Origin of the sequence: Sphingobacterium sp. Ag1 (assembly GCF_000988325.1) — a bacterium.
Taxonomy (GTDB): domain Bacteria; phylum Bacteroidota; class Bacteroidia; order Sphingobacteriales; family Sphingobacteriaceae; genus Sphingobacterium.
The window spans coordinates 300,750-325,118 of record NZ_LBGU01000042.1 but is presented as its reverse complement, the minus strand read 5'-3'; the positions used below and the strand labels follow the sequence as shown (position 1 = coordinate 325,118).

Annotated in this window: 23 protein-coding genes; 12 read left to right on the top strand and 11 right to left on the bottom strand. The window is 39.1% G+C overall.

Annotated elements, in window-relative coordinates; translation table 11 throughout:
- Positions 1–229 precede the first annotated feature (229 nt).
- Positions 230–1,069 (top strand): hypothetical protein, encoded by an 840-nt coding sequence (locus tag AAW12_RS17505; protein WP_046674989.1) that lies wholly within the window; start codon positions 230–232, stop codon positions 1,067–1,069.
- 105 nt (positions 1,070–1,174) lie between these two features.
- Here the strand turns inward: AAW12_RS17505 and AAW12_RS17500 are convergent, their stop codons facing one another.
- The 4 genes from AAW12_RS17500 to AAW12_RS17485 all read right to left on the bottom strand — a co-directional run bounded on the left by AAW12_RS17500 (position 1,175) and on the right by AAW12_RS17485 (position 6,225).
- On the bottom strand, positions 1,175–2,467 hold the full coding sequence (locus AAW12_RS17500) for a DUF3472 domain-containing protein (RefSeq protein WP_053003777.1): 1,293 nt from the start codon (positions 2,465–2,467) through the stop codon (positions 1,175–1,177).
- 580 nt (positions 2,468–3,047) lie between these two features.
- Complete coding sequence (argC, locus tag AAW12_RS17495) at positions 3,048–4,061, bottom strand: N-acetyl-gamma-glutamyl-phosphate reductase (RefSeq protein WP_156167686.1); 1,014 nt, start codon at positions 4,059–4,061, stop codon at positions 3,048–3,050.
- Positions 4,062–4,163: 102 nt separating this feature from the next.
- Complete coding sequence (gene argG / locus AAW12_RS17490) at positions 4,164–5,348, bottom strand: argininosuccinate synthase (protein ID WP_046674922.1); 1,185 nt, start codon at positions 5,346–5,348, stop codon at positions 4,164–4,166.
- 160 nt (positions 5,349–5,508) lie between these two features.
- Positions 5,509–6,225: a GNAT family N-acetyltransferase gene (locus AAW12_RS17485; RefSeq protein ID WP_046674921.1), complete on the bottom strand. Its 717-nt coding sequence runs from the start codon at positions 6,223–6,225 to the stop codon at positions 5,509–5,511.
- A 575-nt stretch (positions 6,226–6,800) separates the two neighbouring features.
- On the opposite strand from AAW12_RS17485, the gene AAW12_RS17480 reads away from it, so the two are divergent.
- The gene (locus AAW12_RS17480) at positions 6,801–7,064 is read left to right on the top strand and encodes a hypothetical protein (RefSeq protein WP_046674987.1); all 264 of its coding nucleotides are present in this window, start codon (positions 6,801–6,803) and stop codon (positions 7,062–7,064) included.
- A 22-nt stretch (positions 7,065–7,086) separates the two neighbouring features.
- Here AAW12_RS17480 and AAW12_RS17475 read toward each other — a convergent pair whose 3' ends face one another.
- On the bottom strand, positions 7,087–9,150 hold the full coding sequence (locus tag AAW12_RS17475; protein ID WP_231585291.1) for a S9 family peptidase: 2,064 nt from the start codon (positions 9,148–9,150) through the stop codon (positions 7,087–7,089).
- A 367-nt stretch (positions 9,151–9,517) separates the two neighbouring features.
- Between AAW12_RS17475 and AAW12_RS17470 the strand changes: the two genes are divergently transcribed.
- The 6 genes from AAW12_RS17470 to AAW12_RS17445 all read left to right on the top strand — a co-directional run bounded on the left by AAW12_RS17470 (position 9,518) and on the right by AAW12_RS17445 (position 15,513).
- Positions 9,518–11,143, top strand: coding sequence for a S8 family serine peptidase (locus tag AAW12_RS17470; protein ID WP_046674986.1), 1,626 nt, complete (start codon positions 9,518–9,520; stop codon positions 11,141–11,143).
- An 80-nt stretch (positions 11,144–11,223) separates the two neighbouring features.
- A complete protein-coding gene (locus tag AAW12_RS17465) occupies positions 11,224–11,415 on the top strand; it encodes a hypothetical protein (protein WP_139144906.1) in 192 nt (63 codons plus the stop codon).
- Between the two features lie 167 nt (positions 11,416–11,582).
- Positions 11,583–12,260, top strand: a complete 678-nt coding sequence (gene nth, locus AAW12_RS17460; RefSeq protein WP_046674985.1) for an endonuclease III — start codon at positions 11,583–11,585, stop codon at positions 12,258–12,260.
- A 67-nt stretch (positions 12,261–12,327) separates the two neighbouring features.
- Positions 12,328–13,353: a recombinase RecA gene (gene recA, locus AAW12_RS17455; protein ID WP_046674918.1), complete on the top strand. Its 1,026-nt coding sequence runs from the start codon at positions 12,328–12,330 to the stop codon at positions 13,351–13,353.
- A 191-nt stretch (positions 13,354–13,544) separates the two neighbouring features.
- Positions 13,545–14,312 carry an endonuclease/exonuclease/phosphatase family protein gene (locus AAW12_RS17450; protein ID WP_046674917.1) on the top strand — a complete coding sequence of 256 codons (768 nt, stop codon included), beginning with the start codon at positions 13,545–13,547 and terminating at the stop codon, positions 14,310–14,312.
- A gap of 19 nt (positions 14,313–14,331) precedes the next feature.
- Positions 14,332–15,513: a metallophosphoesterase family protein gene (locus AAW12_RS17445; RefSeq protein WP_053003776.1), complete on the top strand. Its 1,182-nt coding sequence runs from the start codon at positions 14,332–14,334 to the stop codon at positions 15,511–15,513.
- A 58-nt stretch (positions 15,514–15,571) separates the two neighbouring features.
- Here the strand turns inward: AAW12_RS17445 and pruA are convergent, their stop codons facing one another.
- From pruA to AAW12_RS17415, 6 genes are all read right to left on the bottom strand, one after another.
- Complete coding sequence (gene pruA / locus AAW12_RS17440) at positions 15,572–17,209, bottom strand: L-glutamate gamma-semialdehyde dehydrogenase (protein ID WP_046674916.1); 1,638 nt, start codon at positions 17,207–17,209, stop codon at positions 15,572–15,574.
- A 168-nt stretch (positions 17,210–17,377) separates the two neighbouring features.
- The gene (gene msrA / locus AAW12_RS17435; RefSeq protein ID WP_046674915.1) at positions 17,378–18,031 is read right to left on the bottom strand and encodes a peptide-methionine (S)-S-oxide reductase MsrA; all 654 of its coding nucleotides are present in this window, start codon (positions 18,029–18,031) and stop codon (positions 17,378–17,380) included.
- 151 nt (positions 18,032–18,182) lie between these two features.
- Positions 18,183–18,791, bottom strand: coding sequence for a superoxide dismutase (locus AAW12_RS17430; RefSeq protein WP_046674914.1), 609 nt, complete (start codon positions 18,789–18,791; stop codon positions 18,183–18,185).
- A 101-nt stretch (positions 18,792–18,892) separates the two neighbouring features.
- Positions 18,893–19,360, bottom strand: coding sequence for a nucleoside deaminase (locus AAW12_RS17425; RefSeq protein ID WP_046674913.1), 468 nt, complete (start codon positions 19,358–19,360; stop codon positions 18,893–18,895).
- A gap of 9 nt (positions 19,361–19,369) precedes the next feature.
- Positions 19,370–19,711 carry a tRNA-binding protein gene (locus AAW12_RS17420; RefSeq protein ID WP_046674912.1) on the bottom strand — a complete coding sequence of 114 codons (342 nt, stop codon included), beginning with the start codon at positions 19,709–19,711 and terminating at the stop codon, positions 19,370–19,372.
- Positions 19,708–19,917: a hypothetical protein gene (locus AAW12_RS17415; RefSeq protein WP_046674911.1), complete on the bottom strand. Its 210-nt coding sequence runs from the start codon at positions 19,915–19,917 to the stop codon at positions 19,708–19,710. The genes AAW12_RS17420 and AAW12_RS17415 overlap by 4 nt, the downstream gene beginning before the upstream one ends.
- 87 nt (positions 19,918–20,004) lie before the next feature.
- Here AAW12_RS17415 and AAW12_RS17410 point away from each other — a divergent pair, with 87 nt between their 5' ends.
- From AAW12_RS17410 to AAW12_RS17395, 4 genes are all read left to right on the top strand, one after another.
- A complete protein-coding gene (locus tag AAW12_RS17410; RefSeq protein WP_046674910.1) occupies positions 20,005–20,601 on the top strand; it encodes a porin family protein in 597 nt (198 codons plus the stop codon).
- 171 nt (positions 20,602–20,772) lie between these two features.
- Positions 20,773–21,543: a succinate dehydrogenase cytochrome b subunit gene (locus AAW12_RS17405; RefSeq protein WP_046674909.1), complete on the top strand. Its 771-nt coding sequence runs from the start codon at positions 20,773–20,775 to the stop codon at positions 21,541–21,543.
- Between the two features lie 57 nt (positions 21,544–21,600).
- Positions 21,601–23,535 carry a fumarate reductase/succinate dehydrogenase flavoprotein subunit gene (locus AAW12_RS17400; RefSeq protein ID WP_046674908.1) on the top strand — a complete coding sequence of 645 codons (1,935 nt, stop codon included), beginning with the start codon at positions 21,601–21,603 and terminating at the stop codon, positions 23,533–23,535.
- Positions 23,536–23,549: 14 nt separating this feature from the next.
- Positions 23,550–24,323, top strand: coding sequence for a succinate dehydrogenase/fumarate reductase iron-sulfur subunit (locus AAW12_RS17395; protein ID WP_197084076.1), 774 nt, complete (start codon positions 23,550–23,552; stop codon positions 24,321–24,323).
- Positions 24,324–24,369: the final 46 nt, after the last annotated feature.

Below are 24,369 nucleotides of genomic sequence, written 5' to 3'. Positions count from 1 at the left end.
GGCTTTTGCCCCATCTCCGTATCACCTGTGCCTTTTATATAATCAAGACATTTCAGCTTATCGATTTATTACATCTAATATGACTATTTTTTTAAAAATATTTAATTCACTGTGTATTAAACTTCAATGAGTAGCCCAAACGGCCTATTTTTCAACTTATTACAAACAAAATAGGAACATAGACTGTTACTTAAGATGCTGAATGATTAAAAAATTAAACAAAAAAATTATGAAGTATTACAGAATTACCGGTATTACTGCTGCAGTAGCGCTCATGGTAGGCGCTATTGGGTGTAACAACTCATCTACGAAAAGTACAACAGGTGGAGCTGACTCAAGCAGCAGTATCGATACAAATACTGCACAAAAAATGGACTCAATCACCGTTAGTCCTATTGCAGACTCGAAAGAATTTCCTGGAGCTGATCTGCAGATTGCCTCGATCACTGCAGAAAAGGTAGGAACAGACTCCGCAAAAGTAACTGTAAAATATGCGATTAAGAATTTCAAATTAACGGAGATGACTGATGATGCCCATGCTGCCCATATGGCAAATTCGCATGATGGACAACATATTCATTTTATTTTAGACAATAAACCTTATACGGCTCTATACAAGCCCGAGAACTCTGTAACAGTATCGTTAAATTCGGAACATTACCTGCTCTCATTTTTATCAAGATCCTATCATGAATCCATAAAAACCACTGAAGCTTCTAAATTGGTAAAATTTAAGATTGACGCAACGGGTAAATTGACGACAGATGCAACACCAAAGGAACCATCACTTTTCTATTCTCGACCAAAAGGTGAGTATAAAGGAGATGAAACAAAAAATCTCCTGTTAGATTTTTACCTAGTCAATACCAAACTTGCTCCAGATGGCAACAAGGTAATTGCAGATATCAATGGCCAGACATTTACATTGGACAAATGGGGCCCATATGAGATAAAAGGCCTGCCAATGGGCAACAATAAAGTAAAATTGACTCTAGTAGATAAGGATGGTAATGCTGTTACCGGAGATAATGTTTCGGTAGAACGTGATATCAAACTGTCTGAAAAATAAATCCAGAGCTGTACAAAACAAAAAAGAGTCGCATTGAAATGCGACTCTTTTTTGTTTAGGATAAACTTTGAGCAACAATAAGGCATTGTCTTTATTCCTTTTTGATTAAGGCAGTTTGTCAAAATCAATTTCTGGTGCATTATTTTTATTCCGGAATTCAAACTTACTTCCTGGCTTAACAACGTCATTAAAGAAACCACCATTTTTAAGGAAGTATCCGTTTTTGGTAATGCCGCCGATTGCATCAATGCGTTGATTTGCACGATAGGTATTATCGACACTGAAAGAAGCCTCCTGTACAGCTTTCCATTGTCCATCATAGACCCATTGATTGCCAAACTCAACCTTTCTACCCAGGTAGCCTTGATTAGGACTAAAGTTCTCTAAGAAACTATGAAATCGTTTCAGGTAGGTGTTTGTCTGCGGACGTTTGAAGCTCGCGATCACATTCCATGCATTCTCTTCAGGTACAAAAAACCAGGCCGTATAGTCGGTATTCCCTTTTCCATCGGGCACACCTTTCAAGAGGAACTTATAGGTTATACCTGCTTTCCAAAAGTACTTACGGTAACTCTGCCCGCCTGACCCTTCATTTCCAAACTCGCCCGAATGCACATCCTTTCCTTTTTTTAGCAGATGGATTTTTTGCTCGTCTGGAATACTTTTCGGATCATCTGTATGGAATGGACTCCAGACGGAAAATAAGATACGTCGCTCCGTTTCTGAGTTAACCTGTATACCAAAGTAACCTTCGCCAAAACCATTCGCCATAAAATAGGAACCAACTTTATCTTCGCCTTGAGGGACGGTAACTTCATTATAATAGTAACTCACGTTGCCCTCCGTAGGAACGGTATAATTAAGATGACAGGAAGGTCCTCTTCGGGACCAGTAGTAATAGTCGGGGTTATCAGAGTAAATAAGTCCTTCTGACGCGGCTTCGCCGCTAACAAGTAGTTCTGTCACATTAGCAAAATTACTGCCCGATTTACCGACTCCTTTTAGGTCGACCCGAACATAACCGGGAGCCTTTATTTCAATGGACAGCGGAGCTGTTTCGGCAAGTTCAGTACCTTCAACATCTACAACGGCTTTTTTCCCTAGTGCGTCAATTTCTATTTTAGATTTCCCAGCATCATTTTTCGCTTTCAGCTTTAATGTCAATTTCCCTGCTCTCTGAGCCCGAAAATAAACCGATGCCACTTCCTGATTGCTTGACCATTTTACAAGGCCATTACGACCGGAAATTTCCGCTTCACCGGCTTGTCCTGCGGTAATGAAAGCATTCCCAGCAAGTGGTACGGCATAAGTCTTCCCTACTGTCTGCGCTATACTGCTTATCGAAAGACAGGATAAAGCTCCCAGAAAGAGATACTGGATAAAGTGTTTTCTTTTCATACTTTATTTTTTTTATCAATTTATATATCAAACCTAGGCTAGTTATACTACCTGCGGTTATTAATGCTTGCCATGAATTCGAGATGCTGCTATACTCGAATACTTCACGAAACCAAACTCCTTTAGCTATTCCGAAACTCAATTTATCAGCTACCTTTATGCTGCACTTTACTATTGAATAAAGATGGTATCGGTTTGTGAAACTGGATTATTTGATGAAGATAAGGCTTAGATTTACAGAAAAAGAAAGGAAATGTATATCAATCGATTGTGTAAAAAAACAGCAATATAATCACATTGACTCTTGTTTATTTACCCAACATGGACTTCCTCTTCTTAAGTTAATGGACTTGGGCAATCAATGCAAAATGACGCTCCTTTTTTTGAAAAACGACATATCATTGTTCATCACGGGATAATCTATGTTTTCGAAAGACCGATTCATAAAAAAAGTGAAGGGGCTACCCTTCACTTTTCCACACGATATTAATAAAATATTGAAAACCTTATTTCGCTTTCAGGACGAACCCCCAAGTTATTCACAACTTGTTGATATTGTTGTTTAATATCCTAAAAAGGGTTAAAAACCAACGCTTTTCAAGTTTAATCCTGTACGCTCGTCTAACCCGAACATTAAGTTCATATTTTGCACCGCCTGTCCAGACGCACCTTTCAACAGATTGTCTGTTGCATTTAAAATAAGCAGCTTATTTCCGTGTTTTTCGAGGTGGATAATACTCTTATTTGTATTGACAACCTGCTTAAGGTCGATATTTTTTTTGCTGACATGCGTAAAAGGGTGAGCGGCATAATAGCTCTCATACAATGCGTAGGCCTGCTCTTCAGACAAATCGGTGTCTACATAAATAGCCGAAAAAATTCCGCGGGCAAAATCTCCACGTTGTGGAATAAAATTAATTTTTGCAGCTGCGCGTTCCAACAATGATCCTCCTGAAACCGGCAAAAATCCCCCTTGCAGCTGATCCAAAGACTCTGAAATTTCCTGTAAATGCTGGTGTTCAAAAGATTTGTAAGCAGAAAGATTATTGTTACGCCAGGAAAAATGCGTGGTTGCACCCGGTTTCTGCCCCGCTCCTGTTGATCCAGTCGTTGCATTAACGTGGATTTGATCCGGTAATAAGCCTTTACTCGCTAACGGCAATAAAGCCAATTGGATATTTGTTGCAAAGCATCCTGGGTTCGCAATATACTGAGCCGTTTTGATTGCTTCTTTGTTTAGTTCTGGAAGCCCATACACAAATTTGTGCTCTTGGAAAGCTGTATTCGCACGAAGACGATAATCTTGTGAAAGGTCAATAATCTTCACGGATGCATCGATCGGATTTGCATCTAAAAATTTGCGTGCATCTCCATGGCCCACACATAAAAACAAGACATCAATCGCGGAGTGAAAGTCGGAAGAGAAGGTCAATTCAGTATCGCCAAATAAATCATTGTGTACCTCATATAACTTATTTCCTGCATTGGAAGCACTATTAGCAAATACGATTTCCACCTCAGGATGATAAATCAATACACGTAATAATTCACCACCAGTATACCCTGCCGAACCAATTATTCCTACTCTTATCATTTTTTTGAATTTAGAATTTAGGTATGTGTTGTCACCTATTATGCCCTGCATTTTTTCTTATCAATTTTACATTAAGAAAAAATACAGGGCACAAAACACAGTTTATTTTTTATTCACTTTGTGCCAAATGATGGTTTGATTTCCAAAAATTTTGGAGAAACCTTTCACATCGTCACCTGTATAGCCCTTGTTCATCTCACCATAGCTACCGAATTTATTGGACATCAAATCGTGTTCGGACTCGACACCAATGACGACAAAACGGTATGGGTGAAGTTCAACAATCACTCGGCCAGTCACTGTTTCTTGTGAAGATTGCAAGAATGCTTCAATATCACGCATAACGGGATCGTGCATTTGGCCTTCGTGCATATAATTTCCATAGAAAGCAGCGATTTGGTCTTTCCAAGACAATTGCCATTTGGTCAAGGTATGTTTTTCTAAGGCATGGTGTGCCTTAATTAAAATGACAGAAGCAGCAGCTTCAAAACCCACACGACCTTTGATACCAATGATGGTATCACCCACGTGGATATCACGGCCAATACCGTATGGTTGAGCGATTGCCTGTAATTCTTGAATCACTTTAACAGAAGCCATTTTCTCACCATTTAAAGCAATAGGCTCTCCTTTTTCAAAATCGATTGTAATTTGTTGTGGCTCTGAAGAAGTCACTGGAGTTGGCCATGCCGATTCAGGCAAATATTGGTTGGATGTCAATGTTTCCGCACCTCCAACAGAAGTACCCCAAAGTCCTTTATTGATGGAGTATTTTGCTTTTTCAGCAGAATACTCTACACCATGCTTATTCAAATACTCAATTTCGGCTTCACGCGACAATTGCAGATCACGGATTGGGGTGATAATTTCCACACCTGGAATCAAGGTCTGGAAAATCATATCGAAACGTACTTGGTCGTTTCCTGCACCGGTAGATCCATGAGCAACACATTCAGCACCGATTTTCTTTGCGTAGTTTGCAATCGCAGTGGCTTGGCATACACGTTCAGCAGACACTGACAATGGATAAGTCGAATTTTTAAGCACATTGCCAAAAATCAAAAATTTAATAGTTTCGCGGTAATAGTCTGCCGTCTCGTCTATAGCTGTATGTGATTTCACACCTAAAGCATATGCACGTTCTTCAATATTTTTTAATTCTTCATCCGAAAAACCACCTGTATTTACAACTACGGAATGAACTTCTAAACCTAAATCTTGTGTAAGATAGATACAACAAAATGAAGTATCTAAGCCGCCACTAAATGCTAAAACTACTTTTTTCATTAGAATGTTATTTTATGAGTGTTTGTTTTCAACGGCTGATTTAAGCTCGTTTCACTCGGTTTTTATTTTTATGTCGAGCGGACCATGAACAGATCGTGTTGTCACGAAGATATTCATTTGCATGCTACGTCTATTTTAATTTAATCTTTGAAGCCTTCGTTTAATATCCCTTTGCGACTTTGTTATGCTTCGGAAAATTGACGGCAATAAATTTATTGGCCGATTTCCAAAACTTCGCCTGTATGCGCTTTAGCAGAGACTGTTTTTGCGTAATTCTTTCCAAGCGCTCTTTCGCTTCATGTTTGCGTTGAATCTTCTCTCTCAATTCACGTTCTTTCTCTTCAGGGTCCCAAAGCATGGCTGTACACATACAGTTTTTACGGTCCTTACTCATCAGAATCTCATAATTCACGCAACTTTGACAGCCTTTCCAAAATTCATCGTCTGTCGTCAATTCGGAATATGGAACAGGCTCATAACCTAATTCCGAATTGATTTTCATCACGGCAAAACCGGTTGTCAAACCAAAGATCTTCGCTTTAGGGTATTTCTCACGGGAAAGCTCAAAGACTCTTTTTTTGATCGCTTTTGCCAAACCGACTTTTCTGAATTCGGGATTGACAATCAGACCTGAGTTGGCGACATAGTCACCATGCCCCCAAGTTTCTATATAACAAAAACCTGCCCATCGGCCATCTCTATGTAAAGCAATCACTGCTTTACCTTCGTTCATCTTGTTGGCAACGTATTCTGGTTTACGACGCGCAATACCAGTACCACGAGCCTTTGCAGACTCGAACATTTCGTCGCAAATAACCTCTGCATAATGTGCATGCTCAGGTTTAGCCGGGATAATTAAAAAATCTGATATAGTCATTGACTTACGACCCTAATAATAAAACAACAACTACTGTCGTGTTTTGTTACTAAATAAATTAAAATAATGGATTCAAAACCATCGGACAATCATGGTCTTGCTTGGAAAGATTCACTACCTCAAATCAAGCCCGAGGTAGTATAGGTCGTCGGAGGCGTAAAACAGGTATTTCTACAAAAATGAAAGCACAGAAGACCTTCCTCATAAACTTCTCAAAAGTTTGAGTATAAGAATAATTGTTCTTTTTGTTCTGTTTCATTTTTTAATGCGCTGTCAATTGTTTCTGACGATGCAAATGTATAAAAATATTTTTTTCTTTTCCACAATATTCTCATTGATTTTTTGCAAAAATTAAAAATTTACAATCCGCCGTCAAAACCGCCCTGTAAGCTTCATTTTCAAGCAATTAATCCACAACAACTCCGCAATATACCGCCCTCATTAGCGATATTAATTTGACAATAAAACGGATAAAGGTTTACGGCTTTATCAATTGAAATTGTTGTTTTTTATATCGGTTCTTTATTTTTAGTCAAAAACGATACTTTTGTAAGGATCATTTAATGGAGAATAGTATGTCACCGAGTTTAATATTCTATCTTATTTTTGCTGTCCCTTACATTATCTTTATGTATTGGCTCGTCAAACAGGACAAACATAAATATGCCTGGGGAATAGCAATCATTACTATTGTTGCCCTATTAGCGATCTACGTATCGCAGAAAGCCAGTAAAGTGGCCATGGACAATTATCAACAGCATCAGATCGATTCGAGAGAGATCGAACGGGAAGAACGTTTACAGAAACAGCAGGATAGCATTAATCATGCACAACAATAAAAAAGCGGCGAATGCCGCTTTTTTATTGTTCGTCTGTATAATTTGGAATAAGACCTTCTAATTTAAAGAGAAAAGCATATTCCAATGCAATTTCCTTTAAGTAGTCAAATCGACCAGAAGCCCCACCGTGGCCATAATCCATATCTGTCTTTAAAAGTAAAACCGTATCTCCGGTTTTAGTTGCTCTAAGTTTAGCCACCCATTTTGCTGGTTCAAAATACTGCACCTGACTGTCGTGAAGCCCAGTTGTGACCAATAAATTGGGGTATCCTTTTGCTTCAATGTTTTCATATGGAGAATAGGCCTTCATATAACTATAAGCTTCCTTTTCATTGGGATTGCCCCATTCATCATATTCATTTGTAGTCAACGGTATAGTATCGTCCAACATCGTATTCACAACATCCACAAACGGTACCTGAGCTATTATCCCATGATATTGCTCAGGTGCAATATTAGCGACTACGCCCATCAGCAAACCTCCGGCACTTCCCCCCTGTGCATAAAGGTGTTCGGATGTACAATATTGTCGATCAATCAGGTATTTACCACAATCCACAAAATCATAAAAGGTATTCATCTTATGCATCATTTTCCCATCTTCATACCACTGCCGCCCCATTTCCTCTCCACCTCTGATATGTGCCAAGGCGTAGATAAATCCCCGATCCAACAAACTGAGCCGATTGCTCGAAAAAGTGGGGTCCATCGATGCCCCGTAAGATCCATAGGCATATTGCAACAATGGAGCTGAACCATCAAGTTTGGTTCCTTTTTTATAAACAATAGAGATCGGCACCTGAATACCATCTCTTGCCGTTGCAAAAACACGCTCGCTGATATATGCCGCTTGGTCATATCCACCCAAAATCTCCTGTTGCTTTAACAATACTTTTTCCTGCTTAGCCATGTCATATTCATAGACTGAGCTTGGTGTCACTAAAGAAGTATAGCCATATCGCAACTTATCGCTATTGTATTCAACATTAATACCCGGATATACCGTGTAGGTAACTTCTCCAAAATCCAAATAATGCTGTTGCTGACTATTTAAATTATAAATTGCCAATTGGGTCAATCCGTTTTTTCGTTCAGCAATCGCTAGAAAATCCTTAAACTCTTCAATATCGCTGACCAATACATCCGGTCGATGATCGATGAATGTCTGCCAGTTACTGCGCTCTGTACGATCTAAGGGACATTGCATGATTTGGAAATTGATGGCCTCATCATTGGTCAGAATTAAAAAGCGATCGTCCAATGCAATGACCGAATAGAGAACATTGTGTATCCTTGGCTGGAAAACGCGAAATTCCGACCGCGGTAAATCAGCATTCAATATCCAAATTTCTGAAGACAATGTCCCTTCAGAATTGATGATGATATATTTTCCATTTTTGGATTTCCCGACAGCAATATAATTTGTATTATCTTTCTCTTCATACACAGCCGCATCCGCTTTTGTATCGCTGCCCAATGTATGTCGCATAATCCTCTCGCTAAGTAAAGTTACAGGATTTTTAGCCGTATAAAACAACGTCAGGTTATCATTTCCCCATATCGCTGCCCCCTCTGTATTCTTTATTTGATCGGGATAAATTTCTCCGGTCTCAATATTCTTGATAAATATGGTATATTCCCTCCGGGATACGGTATCCACACTAAAGGCAAGCAAACGATTATCCGGACTAACCGAAAATCCCTTTGCCGTATAATATGCATGCCCTTGGGCAAGCTGATCTACATCCAACAGCACTTCTTCTTCGCCCTCAAGCGTACCCTTTTTCCGACAGAATTTAAAATACTGTCTCCCCTCTTCCGTCCGGCTATAATAGTAGTAGCCATTTTTGTAATAAGGTACCGACTCGTCTTTTTCCTTAATACGGGACTTCAATTCGTGAAAAAGATCTTCCTGTAGGTCTACTGTATCCTGAAGCATCAAACTGGTGTAATCGTTTTCCTTTTCCAGATAGTCAATAACTTCTTGCGCTTTTTCTCCTTTTTTAAAGTAATCAATCATCCAGTAATAATCATCTCGCACAGCATCATCATGTATATTTCTTACATGAGGGTAAACTGCTGCCATTGGGGCCATTACATTAGGCCAAACTATTTTTTTATTTTGTTGCATTCGCTTTCTTATTCGCTATTTAATATAAACGCTTTCTCATTCTGCTATCCGGACCATCCCATAAAACAGGAGCCTCCTAGAAAGATTTGAATTTAAGATATTTCGTCAACAGTTTAATAAGAGATATGGATTATAACTACTTTTAATAAAAATTAACAGTTCAGAAGAAGCATTAGCATTATCTTTGCTATTCTGCTATAGTTAGGAATAAATGAATAGGCACACTCTTGAAAAAAATTTAAAACACACAGGAGAGAATAACCAGGTGAATGCGTTCATGGCAATCATTGAAAGCAGACACTTCATTAAGAATTATTTACATATGAATTTAAAAAAATCACTATATCTAATTGCTTTAGGCTCATTGCCACTTATCTCTTTCGGACAATCGGATACCATTCCAGCAAATTGGTTTAATTTGGATTATAAAACGGATGGGGTGATGGGAATCAGTACCGAAAAAACGTATAAAACTTTATTGAAAGGGAGAAAATCCACTCCAGTCATCGTTGGCGTATTGGATGGAGGTGTGGATGTTTATCACGAGGACCTCAAAGATGTCGTGTGGATCAATGTGAAGGATAGTCTTGCAAATGGTATAGATAATGATGGCAATGGCTATATCAATGATAAATATGGCTGGAACTTTATTGGAAACGCCAATGGAGAAGATGTTCAGTTCGACAACCTTGAACTGACAAGACAGCTTAGGATATTGGACGAAAAGTTTGCAAACATCACAGCGGCAACAGAACTCAATGACGCTAGTCGAAAAGCTTTCGCTAGTTATCAAAAAATGCTTGCCAAATATAAAAACAAGCTAGAAGAAGCTAAGATGGGTCAATTTTCGTACGATGCGCTCAAACGCAACATAGACGCTGTGGTACGTGAAATAGGTAAAAAGCCCGAGGATATCACACAGGAGGACATAGACAATTTCAAAGCGACCACAAATACGCAACGCATCGCACTAGGCTATGCAAAGGATGAAATCCACAACGGCGGCTTTGCCAAATTTTTTGATGATATCACCGAAGGTGCAAAATATTTCAACAATCAAGTTGATTATCATTTAAACAAAGCATACGATTCTCGACCTATTGTTGGCGATAATTATGAAGATGCTTCAGAGCGCCATTATGGCAACGCGGACGTAAAGGGGCCAGATGCATTACATGGCAGCCATGTCGCAGGAATTATCGGTGCAAAACGCAATAATAATATCGGTATCAATGGAGTAGCGGATAACGTTAAAATACTCACGGTTAGACTCGTCCCTGATGGTGATGAGCGTGACAAGGACGTCGCAAATGCTATTCGCTACGCTGCAGACAACGGAGCCAAAGTACTGAACATGAGCTTTGGGAAAAGTTATGCCCATAATAAGCAGGCCGTAGACGATGCCATCAGATATGCTGAATCCAAAGATGTATTGATGGTTCATGCTGCAGGAAATGACAGTGAAGATAACGATATAGAACCTAATTTTCCAATGAAGTATTATACGGATGGAAAAGGTGATACCACCGGAGTTGCCAATGCATGGATCACCGTAGGCGCAACCGGTCTTCATTTGGACAATGAACTATTAGCCGATTTTTCCAATTATGGTAAAAAAACGGTCGATGTTTTTGCTCCTGGCGTCCACATCAACTCAACGGTACCAGGTTCCAAGTATAAAGAAGAACAGGGCACGAGTATGGCTGCGCCCGTTGTCGCTGGTCTGGCGGCAATGATTCGATCTTATTATCCCAATTTGAGCGCGGTGGAAACCAAACAGATTATTATGGAATCGGTAGAAAAGCCGAACCAACTGGTACAGATAAAGGTTGGTGAAGATGCCACCAAAACAGTTCGGTTAGCGGACATCTCGGTCACCGGAGGAATTGTCAATGCCTATAACGCCATTATAAAAGCAGAAGAATATACCAACAAAAAGAAAAAATAAATATTTTCTCGTTTTTTATACCAAAACTATCTTTTGTCCGTTTAATTATTTAACTTACAGAGACAAAACAACAGATGCTTATGGTAGAAAACTTTACCCAATCAGAAAACGAAGTTCAAAATTTGCTAACCCAAAACGAGAAGGTAATGACAGACGAGGACATAGAAAATGAATTGAAACTTCAATTACCAAAAATGTTGCTTCATCCAAGCAAAAGAAGTGTAGAGAATATCCTGGCATATTCGAAACAACTGGAAAAAAGAAAGGCCTAATCTGGAAGATTAGGCCTTATTTTTTAACCTTAATATCGTCTTGATTTATCTATGATCCAAAACTGTTGAGACTTGCCTTCTATTTTGCACATTAAAATCAGAGTATTCACCATGTAGTAGGTTTCAAAATTTCTTTTTTGATGGAAATTTTGGCTAGTTTTGAACCGATGTTAAAACAAGAACGATACAAGGCTTTCGTAGATTATTTCTCCAAAAATAGTCCTGACGCACAGACAGAACTCAACTATAGTAATCCGTTTGAATTACTGGTCGCTGTTATTTTATCTGCACAATGTACAGATAAAAGGATCAACCAAGTCACGCCCAAATTGTTTGAACGCTACCCCGATGCACACAGTTTGGCAGCTTCTAGTGTAGACGAGGTGTTTAGCTATATACGATCCGTAAGCTATCCAAATAACAAGGCCAAACACCTTGTTGGAATGGCTCAACTACTGATTGAAAAGTTCAACAACATTGTACCCGAAAAAATTGAGGATCTTGTGAAACTTCCGGGTGTAGGTCGAAAAACTGCTAATGTCATTTCCTCTGTTGTTTATCATAATCCGGCGATGGCCGTAGATACCCATGTTTTCCGTGTTGCAAATCGTCTTGGGCTAACCTATCGTGCGACAACGCCATTGGCTGTAGAAAAACAGTTGGTAAAAAATCTACCCAAAGATACAATTGCCATTGCTCATCATTGGCTGATCTTACACGGACGTTACATATGTCTGGCCCGAAAACCAATGTGTGAGAAATGTCCGATCACTTATATGTGCAAATACTTTGAAAAAAATCACCATATAAAAAGTGTTTCAGCTATATCAGAAACAAAAAACTAATTTTTTTAGTGAAAATATTTGGTTTATGATTTTTAATTTTTAATTTTGAGAAATATATACTAAAAATATGAGCAACACAGATAAACTAAAAGCTTTACAGCTGACGTTAGATAAATTGGAAAAGAACTTTGGAAAAGGTTCAATTATGAAGTTAGGGGATACTGCTGTTGAGCCGATCGAAGCTATTTCGACAGGATCTCTAGGCTTGGATATCGCCTTAGGAATTGGCGGTGTACCAAAGGGCCGTATCATTGAAATATACGGACCTGAATCTTCAGGTAAAACTACCTTAGCAACTCACATTGTTGCCGAGGCACAAAAAAAAGGCGGTATTGCAGCAATCATTGATGCTGAGCATGCTTTTGATAAATATTACGCTCAAAAATTAGGCGTAGATGTAGAAAATTTATTGATTTCTCAACCAGATAATGGTGAGCAAGGTTTAGAAATTGCTGATAACCTAATCCGTTCTGGTGCAATCGACGTTATTGTCATTGACTCCGTTGCGGCTTTGGTACCAAAAGGCGAGATCGAAGGCGAAATGGGCGATTCTAAAATGGGGCTTCAAGCTCGTTTGATGTCTCAGGCTTTACGTAAGTTAACAGGTACAATTTCAAAAACAAACTGTTGTTGTATTTTCATCAACCAATTGCGTGAAAAAATTGGTGTCATGTTTGGTAACCCAGAAACAACAACTGGTGGTAATGCCTTAAAATTCTACGCTTCTGTACGTTTAGATATCCGTCGTACATCACAAATCAAAGATTCTGATGAAGTATCGGGTAACCGCGTAAAAGTGAAGATTGTAAAAAATAAAGTAGCCCCTCCGTTCCGCATAGCGGAATTTGATATCATCTTTGGTGAAGGTATCTCTAAAGTAGGTGAAATTATTGATCTCGGTGTTGAATATGGTATTATCAAAAAAGCAGGCTCTTGGTTTAGCTATGGTGAGACCAAATTAGGACAAGGTCGAGATGCTGTTAAAGCCTTATTATTCGACAATCCCGATTTAATGGACGAACTTGAAGCTAAAATCCGCGCTGAAGTGACAGGAGAAGATCCAATGCTTAACATCGAAGAAAACGAAGACTAGTTGCTGTAAAAATTAGTATAATGTAGGTAGCCATCCTGTTTAGGATGGCTTTTTTTTTGCGAAAGTTCAAGTGCTTAGATGATTATTTTGTTACATGTCCAAAGTTTTCAATTTGTACTAATAGATTTTATTAATTTTAGCAAGGCGAACTAAAAACGTCTGAAATCCAAATGCTAAACTTAATATAAACAATGAATCGTAAACTAATTCTATTTCTTTTAATACTGCTAGGGCCAGTATTCCATCTACATGCACAAACGATACGCGTACTCTCCTTCAATATCCACCATGGAAACCCACCGACTGAAAAAGAATCTATTATCAACCTTGACACGATTGCCAAAATTATTAAAAATTCAAAAGCTGACCTCGTAGGGCTTCAGGAAATCGATGTTAATCTCGGTAGATCATATTTTGAAAATCAAGCCAAGAAATTAGCCGAATTAACAGGTATGCACTATATATTTTCCAAAGGAATAGACCTGGATAAAGGTGAATATGGCACCGCCATCTTATCAAAAAATCCAATTGAACGTGTCGAAAAACACGTTCTACCATCCCCAGTGGAAAGCGAAACACGTAGTTTATCTGTAATCGAAGTCACTATTCACAAAAAGAAACTCTTATTTGCGAATACACACCTTGACCTGAAAGACAAAAACAAAATCGAACAGGCAAAATTCATTACCAATCGCTTCAAAAACGAAAAGTTACCCACCATCCTTGTCGGTGATTTGAACTCCGAGCCCAATGATCCAGCGATTATTGAACTTAGCAAAATATTCACAAAAAGCAGTATTGCCAATGGATTTACGTTTCCTCAAGATAAACCCACTACTGAAATCGACTATATCATGATCAATAAAACAGTTGCCGCAAGGTTTTCTAACCATCGAATTCTGGACGAGAAATACGCTAGTGATCATCGTCCATTATATGTCGAGATAAATATTAAATAACTACTTGTGACCTTTAAATATGAATTTTAACAGAAGAAGATTTTTAGAAGTCCTGGCGCTGGCTGGGATTACATTACCGAATATAAGCGTCGCGCAAGAAAAAGAAGCAAATGAGGCAGAAGGCGAGTTCAGTTTTCTCGTACCTGCCTATCTACAGAATCAAACGGAAACAGGCGTCAGTATTTTTACAATTTTGAGCAAAGAGGCTTTTGCTTGGCTCGAGATTCTCGATAACGCGGGAAATGTCCATAAAAAAATCTACCAATCCGAAGATGGGATGATCAACGCCAATACTGACTTTTTTCATTTTACAATTGAGGACGCGCCGCGCTCATTTCGCTATCGCATCAAGGCGAAGGAAGTCCAAAAATTCGATCCTTATAAAATTGTGTACGGTCAAGAAATAGAAACCTCCATTTTCGAGGCTAAATTAGCCAATAGCAATCAGGAGCAGGTTCGCTGTCTCGTATACAACGATGTCCATGAGGAAAAAAGCAGTTACCGCGACCTTATCCCAAATCAGGATATCGCGCCGTACGATTTCTTTGTGATGAATGGAGACTCGTTTCATTATGTCACCAATCAGCAAGATATCACAGAGAAATTGCTAAAGCCAATTGAATTTTTTGCGACAAGCAAACCATTCATTATGAATCGAGGAAACCATGAGACAAGGGGATCTTTCGCACGTAATTTCAAAAGATACTTTGGTTATCCGGACAACAAGTATTACCAAGCCTTTAAAAGAGGACCTATTTTTTGGATCATGCTAGACAGTGGCGAAGACAAGCCTGACAATCATGAGGTATACGCCGGAACAGTTGATTACGATAACTACAGAAAAGAACAGTCCCGATGGCTGGAACAGGTTCTCCAGTCCAAAGAAAGAAAACGTGCCCAACATACAGTTGTCATTAGCCATATTCCAATTTTTCATTCGGATGACTGGCACGGCACCCTGGATAACAGAGCATGTTTCCACCCCCTATTTCAGAAATATAAAATTGATGCCATGATCTCTGGCCACACACATCAATATGGATACTATCCAGCAGATAAAGACCACAATTACCCTGTCTTTATAGGTGGTGGTCCAAAAGCAGGGAAAAGAACCATCATCGATGTGGCCGGGAACAACAAGTCATTGAATATCCGGATGACTAGAGACGATGGTACAGAATTAGGATTATTTAAAAAATAGAAAAAGGCGCTTTATAAGCGCCTTTTTCTATTTTAACAAAGCTGTTATGCTAGCTTCTTTATTCTCCTTTTTCCAAGAAAGGATATCTATAATCTGTATCTGGATTAAATGTCTCTTTGATTGTACGTGGAGACACCCAACGAAGCAAATTGATCATTGATCCTGCTTTATCGTTTGTACCCGAACCTCTAGCACCACCAAACGGTTGTTGACCTACGACAGCACCTGTACACTTATCATTCACATAAAAGTTACCCGCAGCATGTCTCAATTTATCTGTTGCTAAATTAATGGCATAGCGATCTTGCGCAATGATTGATCCTGTCAAGGCGTAAATAGATGTTGTATCAACAATAGCTAACGTCTCCTCAAACTCAGCATCCTCGTAAACATATACGGTCAAGACGGGTCCGAACAATTCCTCAACCATAGTCTCGTAATCTGGTTTTGAAGCCTCAATGATTGTTGGATGGATGAAATATCCTTTAGATTTATCGTATGTACCACCAACTACAATTTCTGCTTCATTAGATTCTTTAGCTCTGTCGATATACTTCGCTAATTTATCAAACGACTTCTCATCAATGACAGCATTGAAAAAGTTCGTGAAATCCTCTGTTCCGCCGATTGTAAAAGATTTTACGTCATTCGTCATAGATTCTTTCAATGCTGGCCACAATGATTTAGGAATATATGCACGTGAGGCAGCAGAACATTTCTGGCCTTGGTATTCAAAAGCACCACGAACTAAAGCTGTATTCGCAACCTTCAAATCAGCCGAAGGGTGTACAACGATAAAATCCTTACCACCTGTCTCACCAACAATACGCGGATATGTTTTATAACGGTGGATATTGTTACCGATCGTTTTCCAAATATCTTGGAATACTCCTGTTGAACCTGTGAAGTGGATACCAGCGAAATCTGGGTGTTGGAAAATCACATCACCTGCATCAGGACCTGAAACATACACCAAGTTGATTACACCATCCGGAAGACCAGCTTCACGGAAAATTTTCATCAATACATTTGCTGAATAGATTTGGGTATTGGATGGCTTCCATACAACAACATTACCCATCATTGCAACACACGACGGTAAATTACCCGCAATAGCTGTAAAATTGAATGGAGTCAATGCAAATACAAAACCTTCAAGAGGGCGTTGTTCTACACGGTTCCAAACACCTTTACCTGATATAGGAGGTTGTTGTTTATAGATTTCGCTCATGTACTGTACGTTGAAACGCAAGAAATCCACAATCTCACATGCCGAATCAATTTCTGCCTGATAGGGGTTCTTCGATTGCCCCAACATTGTAGCAGCATTCAACTCATAACGGTATTTTCCCGAAATCAATTCAGCAGCTTTTAGGAAAATCGCAGCACGATCCTCCCAAGTAAGATTTTCCCAATCTTTTTTTGCCGCCAAAGCTGCATTGATTGCATCTGTTACGTGAGATTTATCGCCTTGATTGTATTGACCTAAAATATGTTGGTGGTCATGTGGAGGAGCTAGGTTTACTTTTTTAGAAGTAGTGATTTCTTTACCACCAATATACATTGGGATATCGATTTGTTTCGAACGTGCCTCATCAATTGCTGCTTTCAACAATTTACGTTCTTTCGTTCCGACAGCGTAAGTGTACACTGGTTCATTGGTAGGAACAGGAACTGTAAAAAATCCTTTAGACATATTACAATTATTAATTATTCATCCAAAAAATGCTATTTATGAATCATAAAGCTATCAAGTTTGTTCATTCCATTATTTGTATGAGAAACCATGGTTTCAACTTGTTAGCATGATACTAAATAGCGTTAATAGAAGTAAAATTACCTCAAATTTTATGAATACCCAAAGTTACTGTCCCTCTTTGAGCACCTTGGAAAAGATACGTTTAAATTTTTCCAATTTCGGTTTAATCACCAATTGGCAGTATGGTTCTTTTCCATTTAATCTGTAATAATCTTGATGATAGTCCTCTGCAGGATAAAAGACTGTTGCCGGAACTACTTCGGTTACAATAGGTTTATTGAAAACATGCTCTTTTTCTAACGCCGAAAGATAATACTGCGTCTTGTCAAGCTGCTCTTTATTATGCACAAAAATAGCTGAGCGATATTGGGTGCCGACATCATTCCCCTGGCGATTGAGCTCTGTTGGATCATGTGCCACAAAAAAGGCCTCCAATAATTTGTCGTAGCTGATCACTTTTGGATCAAAAATAATATTGGTTGCTTCCGCATGCCCTGTACTCCCGGTACAAACCTGCGCGTAACTTGGATTTGCTACCCATCCGCCACTATATCCTGAAACAACATGTATAACCCCCTTTAACTCTTTAAATTGTGCCTCAGTACACCAAAAACAACCTGCCGCAAATGTCGCTGTATCCAAACTTGCCGTATTTTTTGCTGGCAACTTCGAGAAATCAGTTTTTTCTGCCTGCTGCCCCTGTCCCTGGCAGGAGCCCAAAATAAAAAGTGCTGCTAATAGTATCAGAATATTTTTCATCAGTAGGCGGGTATGATCGTGGAGTTAACTATTACACTGTAGTGTTCTACTGTAGCCTTATAAACATATACAAATGAGGTTTTGTTTATAAAATAGAAAAGCGACAATAAATTAGTATTGTCGCTTTTCTATTGTTCTATCAAATGTTCAATTATTTTGCTGCGGCATAGTTTTGTGCTACGGCATTCCAATTGATAACATTAAAAATTTCTTCTAAATACGCCGGACGCTTATTTTGGAATTTCAAGTAATAAGCGTGCTCCCAAACGTCGATTCCTAAAATAGGAGTTCCTTTTACTTCAGCAACATCCATCAATGGATTGTCTTGATTTGGTGTAGAAGTTACGGCTAACTTACCGTCAGCACCAACGATTAACCAAGCCCATCCTGAGCCAAAACGAGTTGCCCCAGCTGCTTGAAGTTGTTTTTTCAACTCATCAAATGAACCAAATGTCGCATTGATTGCTTCCGCTAACTCACCTGTTGGAGCACCGCCAGCATTTGGACCTAAAACTTTCCAAAACAAAGAGTGATTGTAATGTCCACCACCATTGTTACGTACTGCTGCACTGTATTTACTTACATTTTTAATGATATCCAATAGCGATAAGTTCTCTGCGTCTGTACCTGCGATTGCTTTATTTAAGTTATCCACATATGCCTGATGGTGTCTGTCATGGTGGATTTCCATTGTAGTTTTGTCAATATGTGGTTCCAATGCGTCGGCTGCGTATGGTAACGCTTCTAATTCAAATGCCATATCTATTTTAATTTAAATGTTTATTACTTCGTTTATACATACAAATATAACACAATATACACGGTTATGTTTTTATGTGTTACAATAAATCCTTTTTTTCCCTACCGTTTTTGACGAAAAAATGATTTTACCAAATCAGCGCATTCTTCCTGCAAAACGCCATGTGTAATGACGGTTTTGGGGTGTAATATTTTATCGTGAAAATGAGAATAACCACGCTTTTCATCTTTTGCTCCATAGACTATTTTACCAATATGGGTCCAATAGGCCGCTCCGGCACACATAATACAAGGTTCTATGGTAACATATAATGTACATTCGTCCAGGTATTTGCCTCCAAGGTAATTTGCAGCTGCTGTAAAAGCCTGCATCTCAGCATGAGCTGTCACATCATTCAATCGCTGCGTCAAATTATGACCTTTCCCTATAACACGTCCTCGATGAACAATAACTGCTCCAATAGGTACCTCCCCCTCTTCGTATGCAACCTTAGCTTCGTTCAATGCCATACGCATGAACGACTCGTCACTATCGATGAGTTGTGTTCCTTCAAAATCTATAAATGTCATGGTACAAACTTAACTAAGTTTAGATCCATTTGGTAATTTTTTGTCGACGGATGTCAAAATAATATCGCCATTTTCGTCAGCGAATCCGGTCACAAGACACTCCGAAAAGAAATTAGCGATCTGCTTTTTGGGAAAGTTCACAACGGCGACCACCTGCTTTCCAATCAACTCTTCTTTGTTATAGTGTACTGTAATCTGGGCACTGCTTTGCAATACACCAATTTCATCTCCAAAATCAAGTCGCAATTGATAGGCTGGCTTTTTAGCTTTCGGAAAATCTTTTGCTTCCAAAATAGTTCCTACCCGTAAATCCACTTTCTCAAAATCGGTCCAACTAATGGCATCACTCATAATCGGTTGCTACTAATATCCTGAATCTCTTTACCTATCGTAAATAAAACATAGGAAGGCTTCCGTCCCAAACGAGAAGACAATCGATTAATCAATTTATCCTCCTCGCCAGCTTGAAAAGCTAAATCTTCATCACTTAAGTGGTTGTACTTGCGACGGAGTTTTTCTTTGGCTACTTGCCACTGTTCTTCGTTAATTTTCAACATAACTCAGATTTAGGTATAAAATTTGTATATCTTTACTGAACTGTAAAAGTTTGTTTAAAGATACAATATATACATAAATAAAAGATTATGAAAAAGATTTTACCAGCATTACTTTTGATTTGTGGTAGCGTAGCAACGGCACAGGCGCAGCTCTTGCCCGGTTTTGAGGTGGGTGTAAAAGGAGGTCTAAACTTCTCCAAACTTAAAAGCGATGGCAAATATTTCAATTCCGACACGAAAGCAGGCTACCAAGCAGGTCTTTATGGACGTGTTGGTGTATTGGGATTCCATATTCAACCCGAGGTGTACTTAACAGGTAAAAACACGACGGTGAAAGCGGAAAATGGCGAATCAACAGATGTTAAATTTACAACGGTCGATGTTCCGGTATTATTAGGCAAACGTTTTGGTTTAGGACCGATTGGAGCAAGGATTCAAACAGGTCCGATATTTTCATTTAAAGTAGATGACAAGCAAGATAAAGTCATTGACCAATTGAACCCAAATAACTATAAAAAAAGTGGCACAGCTTGGGCTTTTGGCGTAGGTGCTGACATTTCAAGCTTACGTGTCGATGTTAGATACGAAATGGGTTTAAACAAAGTCAACAATGAGAGTCAGGCAAATCCTAAAATCAACATGTGGAGTATTGGTTTGGGTTATAGATTATTCAGTATTCTATAGTTCCTTAAGCCTTGTTCATATACCGTTTAAAAGTCCGTTTTTATTCAAAACGGACTTTTTATTTCAATAAACTTTAGAACCGTTCTAAATTATTGCTTTTTCTTGTCAAAATGGTATCATATTTAATAGCAAATAGTAGATTTGCCTAATTCAAATTAAATTACAAGGATAATGAGTAAATCAAAGCCAGTTTTCAGTTCTTCGATTGGGAAGAAGCTAATCATGAGCTTAACAGGAATCTTCCTATGTTTATTCCTAGTTGTTCACTTGGTTGGTAACTTGCAATTATTTAAAGATGATGCGGGTCTAGCGTTCAACAAGTACGCCTATTTTATGACTCACTTTACACCAATCAAAGTTGTTTCTTACTTATTGTATGCTTCGGTAATTGTTCACGTCATCTACGCTATTACATTGTCGATGAAAAACAAGGCCGCTCGTCCTATTGGTTATGCCAAATATGATGGTCAAGCAAATAGTAAGTGGAATTCACGCAACATGGGTATCTTAGGTACTGTCATTTTAGTATTCTTAGCTACGCACATGTCTAATTTTTGGTGGAAGTTTCACAATGATGAAGTGCCTTACATCGAATACCGTACTGATTTGGCAACTGGACAAACTACAGCGAGAGAACTTCAAGCTTCTGAATTCCACGACTACCAAGAAACGGTAGAAAACAATGTTCAAATCTTAAAAGCAAGAGATTTGTACAAGCAAGTTGACTTTGCATTCAAAAATGTTGCATTGGTAGCTTTATATGTTATTGCGATGGCAGCTTTGGCATTCCACTTAATTCATGGTTTCCAATCTGCATTCCAAACTTTAGGTTTTAACCACAGAAGATATATTGGAATCATCAGAGCAATCGGTGTTTGGGTATTTGGGGTATTAATTCCAATTGGCTTTGCAATAATGCCATTGTTTTTCTTCTTTAAATAATTCAGAATCTTTTAAGAGAAAGCTCAGGCTTTCTCGATCAATATAAAATTAAGAGATATGTTAGATTCAAAAGTACCAGCGGGTCCATTAGCCCAAAAGTGGTCAAATCATAAATTTAATCTTAAGTTGGTTAACCCTGCTAACAAACGTAAATTTACCGTTATTGTTGTTGGTACAGGTCTTGCTGGTGCATCTGCAGCAGCGTCTTTAGCTGAATTAGGATATAATGTAATTACATTCTGTTATCAAGATTCACCTCGTCGCGCGCACTCTATTGCAGCACAAGGTGGTATCAATGCAGCAAAGAGCTACCAAAATGACGGTGACTCTGTTTTCCGTTTATTCTACGATACAATCAAAGGTGGTGACTACCGCTCACGTGAGGCAAACGTTTACCGTTTGGCTGAAGTATCTGTCAACATTATTGACCAATGTGTTGCTCAAGGTGTTCCTTTTGCGCGTGAATACGGAGGTCTATTAGACAACCGTTCTTTCGGTGGTGCACAAGTTAGCCGTACGTTCTATGCACGTGGTCAAACAGGACAACAATTGCTGTTGGGCGCTTATTCAGCGTTAAACCGTCAAATCAAAAAAGGAAAAGTAAAATCGTACACACGTCATGAGATGCTAGACCTAGTAATGATCGATGGTCATGCTAAAGGTATCGTAACTCGTGACCTGGTTTCAGGTAAAATCGAAACGCATGCTGCACATGCAGTATTAATGTGTACTGGTGGTTACGGTAACGTGTTCTTCTTGTCTACCAATGCAATGGGATGTAACGTTACAGCAGCTTGGAGAGCACACAAACGTGGTGCTTACTTCGCGAACCCTTGTTATACTCAAATTCACCCAACTTGTATCCCGGTAACAGGAGATCACCAGTCTAAGTTGACATTGATGTCAGAGTCTTTACGTAATGATGGTCGTGTATGGGTTCCTAAAACCCAAGAAATGGCTGAAAGATTACGTAAAGGAGAGATCAAAGCCAATGACATTAAGGAAGACGACAGAGACTATTTCTTGGAGCGTAAATACCCTTCATTCGGTAACTTGGTACCACGTGACGTGGCATCTCGTAATGCAAAAGAAGCTGTTGATGATGGTCGTGGTGTTGGTAAAACTGGTTTCGCGGTATTCTTGGATTTTAAAGAGGCTATCGGTCGTCTAGGTGAAGATGCTGTACGTGCTAAATACGGTAACTTATTTGACATGTACTACCAAATCACGGACGAGAACCCTTATAAACAACCAATGCGTATCTACCCAGCTGTTCACTACACAATGGGTGGTGTATGGGTTGATTACAACTTGATGACTACAATTCCTGGATTGTATGCATTGGGTGAGTGTAACTTCTCTGACCACGGCGCAAACCGCTTAGGTGCTTCGGCGTTGATGCAAGGTCTTGCCGATGGTTATTTCGTAATTCCTTACACTGTAGGTGATTACTTAGCTAAATTAGGTTCATTTGCGCCAGTAGATCATAGCCACCCAGCTTTCGAGTCTACACGTAAAGAAGTTGAAGAGAAAATCAACAAATTGTTGTCTTTAAATGGTACACAAACTGTTGATGATATCCACAAAAAATTAGGTCTCATCATGTGGGAATACTGTGGTATGGCTCGTACAGCTGAAGGACTACAAAAGGCACAAGGTTTGATCCAAGAGTTGAAAAAAGAATTCTGGACAAACGTTAGAGTACTTGGAGAGAACGAAGAATTAAATCTTTCTTTAGAAAAAGCTGGTCGCGTGGCTGACTTCTTAGAATTAGGTGAGTTAATGGTTGTGGATGCATTGCAACGCGCTGAGTCTTGTGGTGGTCACTTCCGTTTGGAAAGCCAAACTGAAGAAGGTGAAGCAAAACGTAACGATGATGAATTCGCCTATGTATCTGCTTGGGAATACAAAGGAGACAATGTACCTGAGGAATTACACAAGGAAGACTTGGTATTCGAGAACGTTCAGTTAACACAAAGAAGTTATAAATAAGAAGGAAAATTATCATGGCACAACATATGAATTTAACGCTGAAAGTTTGGCGTCAAAAAAATGATAAAGATAAAGGTCAATTTGTAACTTATCAGGCAAACGATATCGCTGATGATATGTCTTTCTTAGAGATGCTTGATATTGTCAATGAAGAATTGACTCGTAAAGGAGAAGATCCTGTATATTTCGATCACGACTGTCGTGAAGGTATCTGCGGGATGTGTTCATTAGTCATCAACGGTCGCCCTCACGGTCCTAAAGAAGGTACTACAACATGTCAATTGCACATGCGTAGCTTCCACGATGGACAGACTATCGTGATCGAGCCCTGGAGAGCCGCTGCATTCCCCGTATTGAAAGACCTTGCAGTCGACCGTACTGCTTTTGATCGCATTCAACAGGCAGGAGGATATGTAAATATCAATACAGGCGGTGTTCCTGATGCAAACGTGATTCCTATTCCTAAACGTATTGCTGACGAAGCTTTCGAATCGGCAACATGTATCGGCTGTGGTGCTTGTGTTGCAGCATGTAAAAATGCTTCTGCAATGTTATTCGTATCTGCAAAGGTATCTCAATTTGCTCTGTTACCTCAAGGTCAAACTGAGCGTTACGAACGTGCTCAGGCAATGGTAGATCAAATGGATGCTGAAGGTTTCGGTAACTGTACCAACACGGGTGCTTGTGAAGCTGAATGTCCTGTAGGTATCAAGTTAACAAACATTGCTCGCTTAAATCGTGAGTACTTGACTGCTAAAATCTTCAGACAAGAAGAACCGCACGCTTAATAAGCAATTAAAATCCTTCGTGTTTTCGATAGCATTAACAAATGCT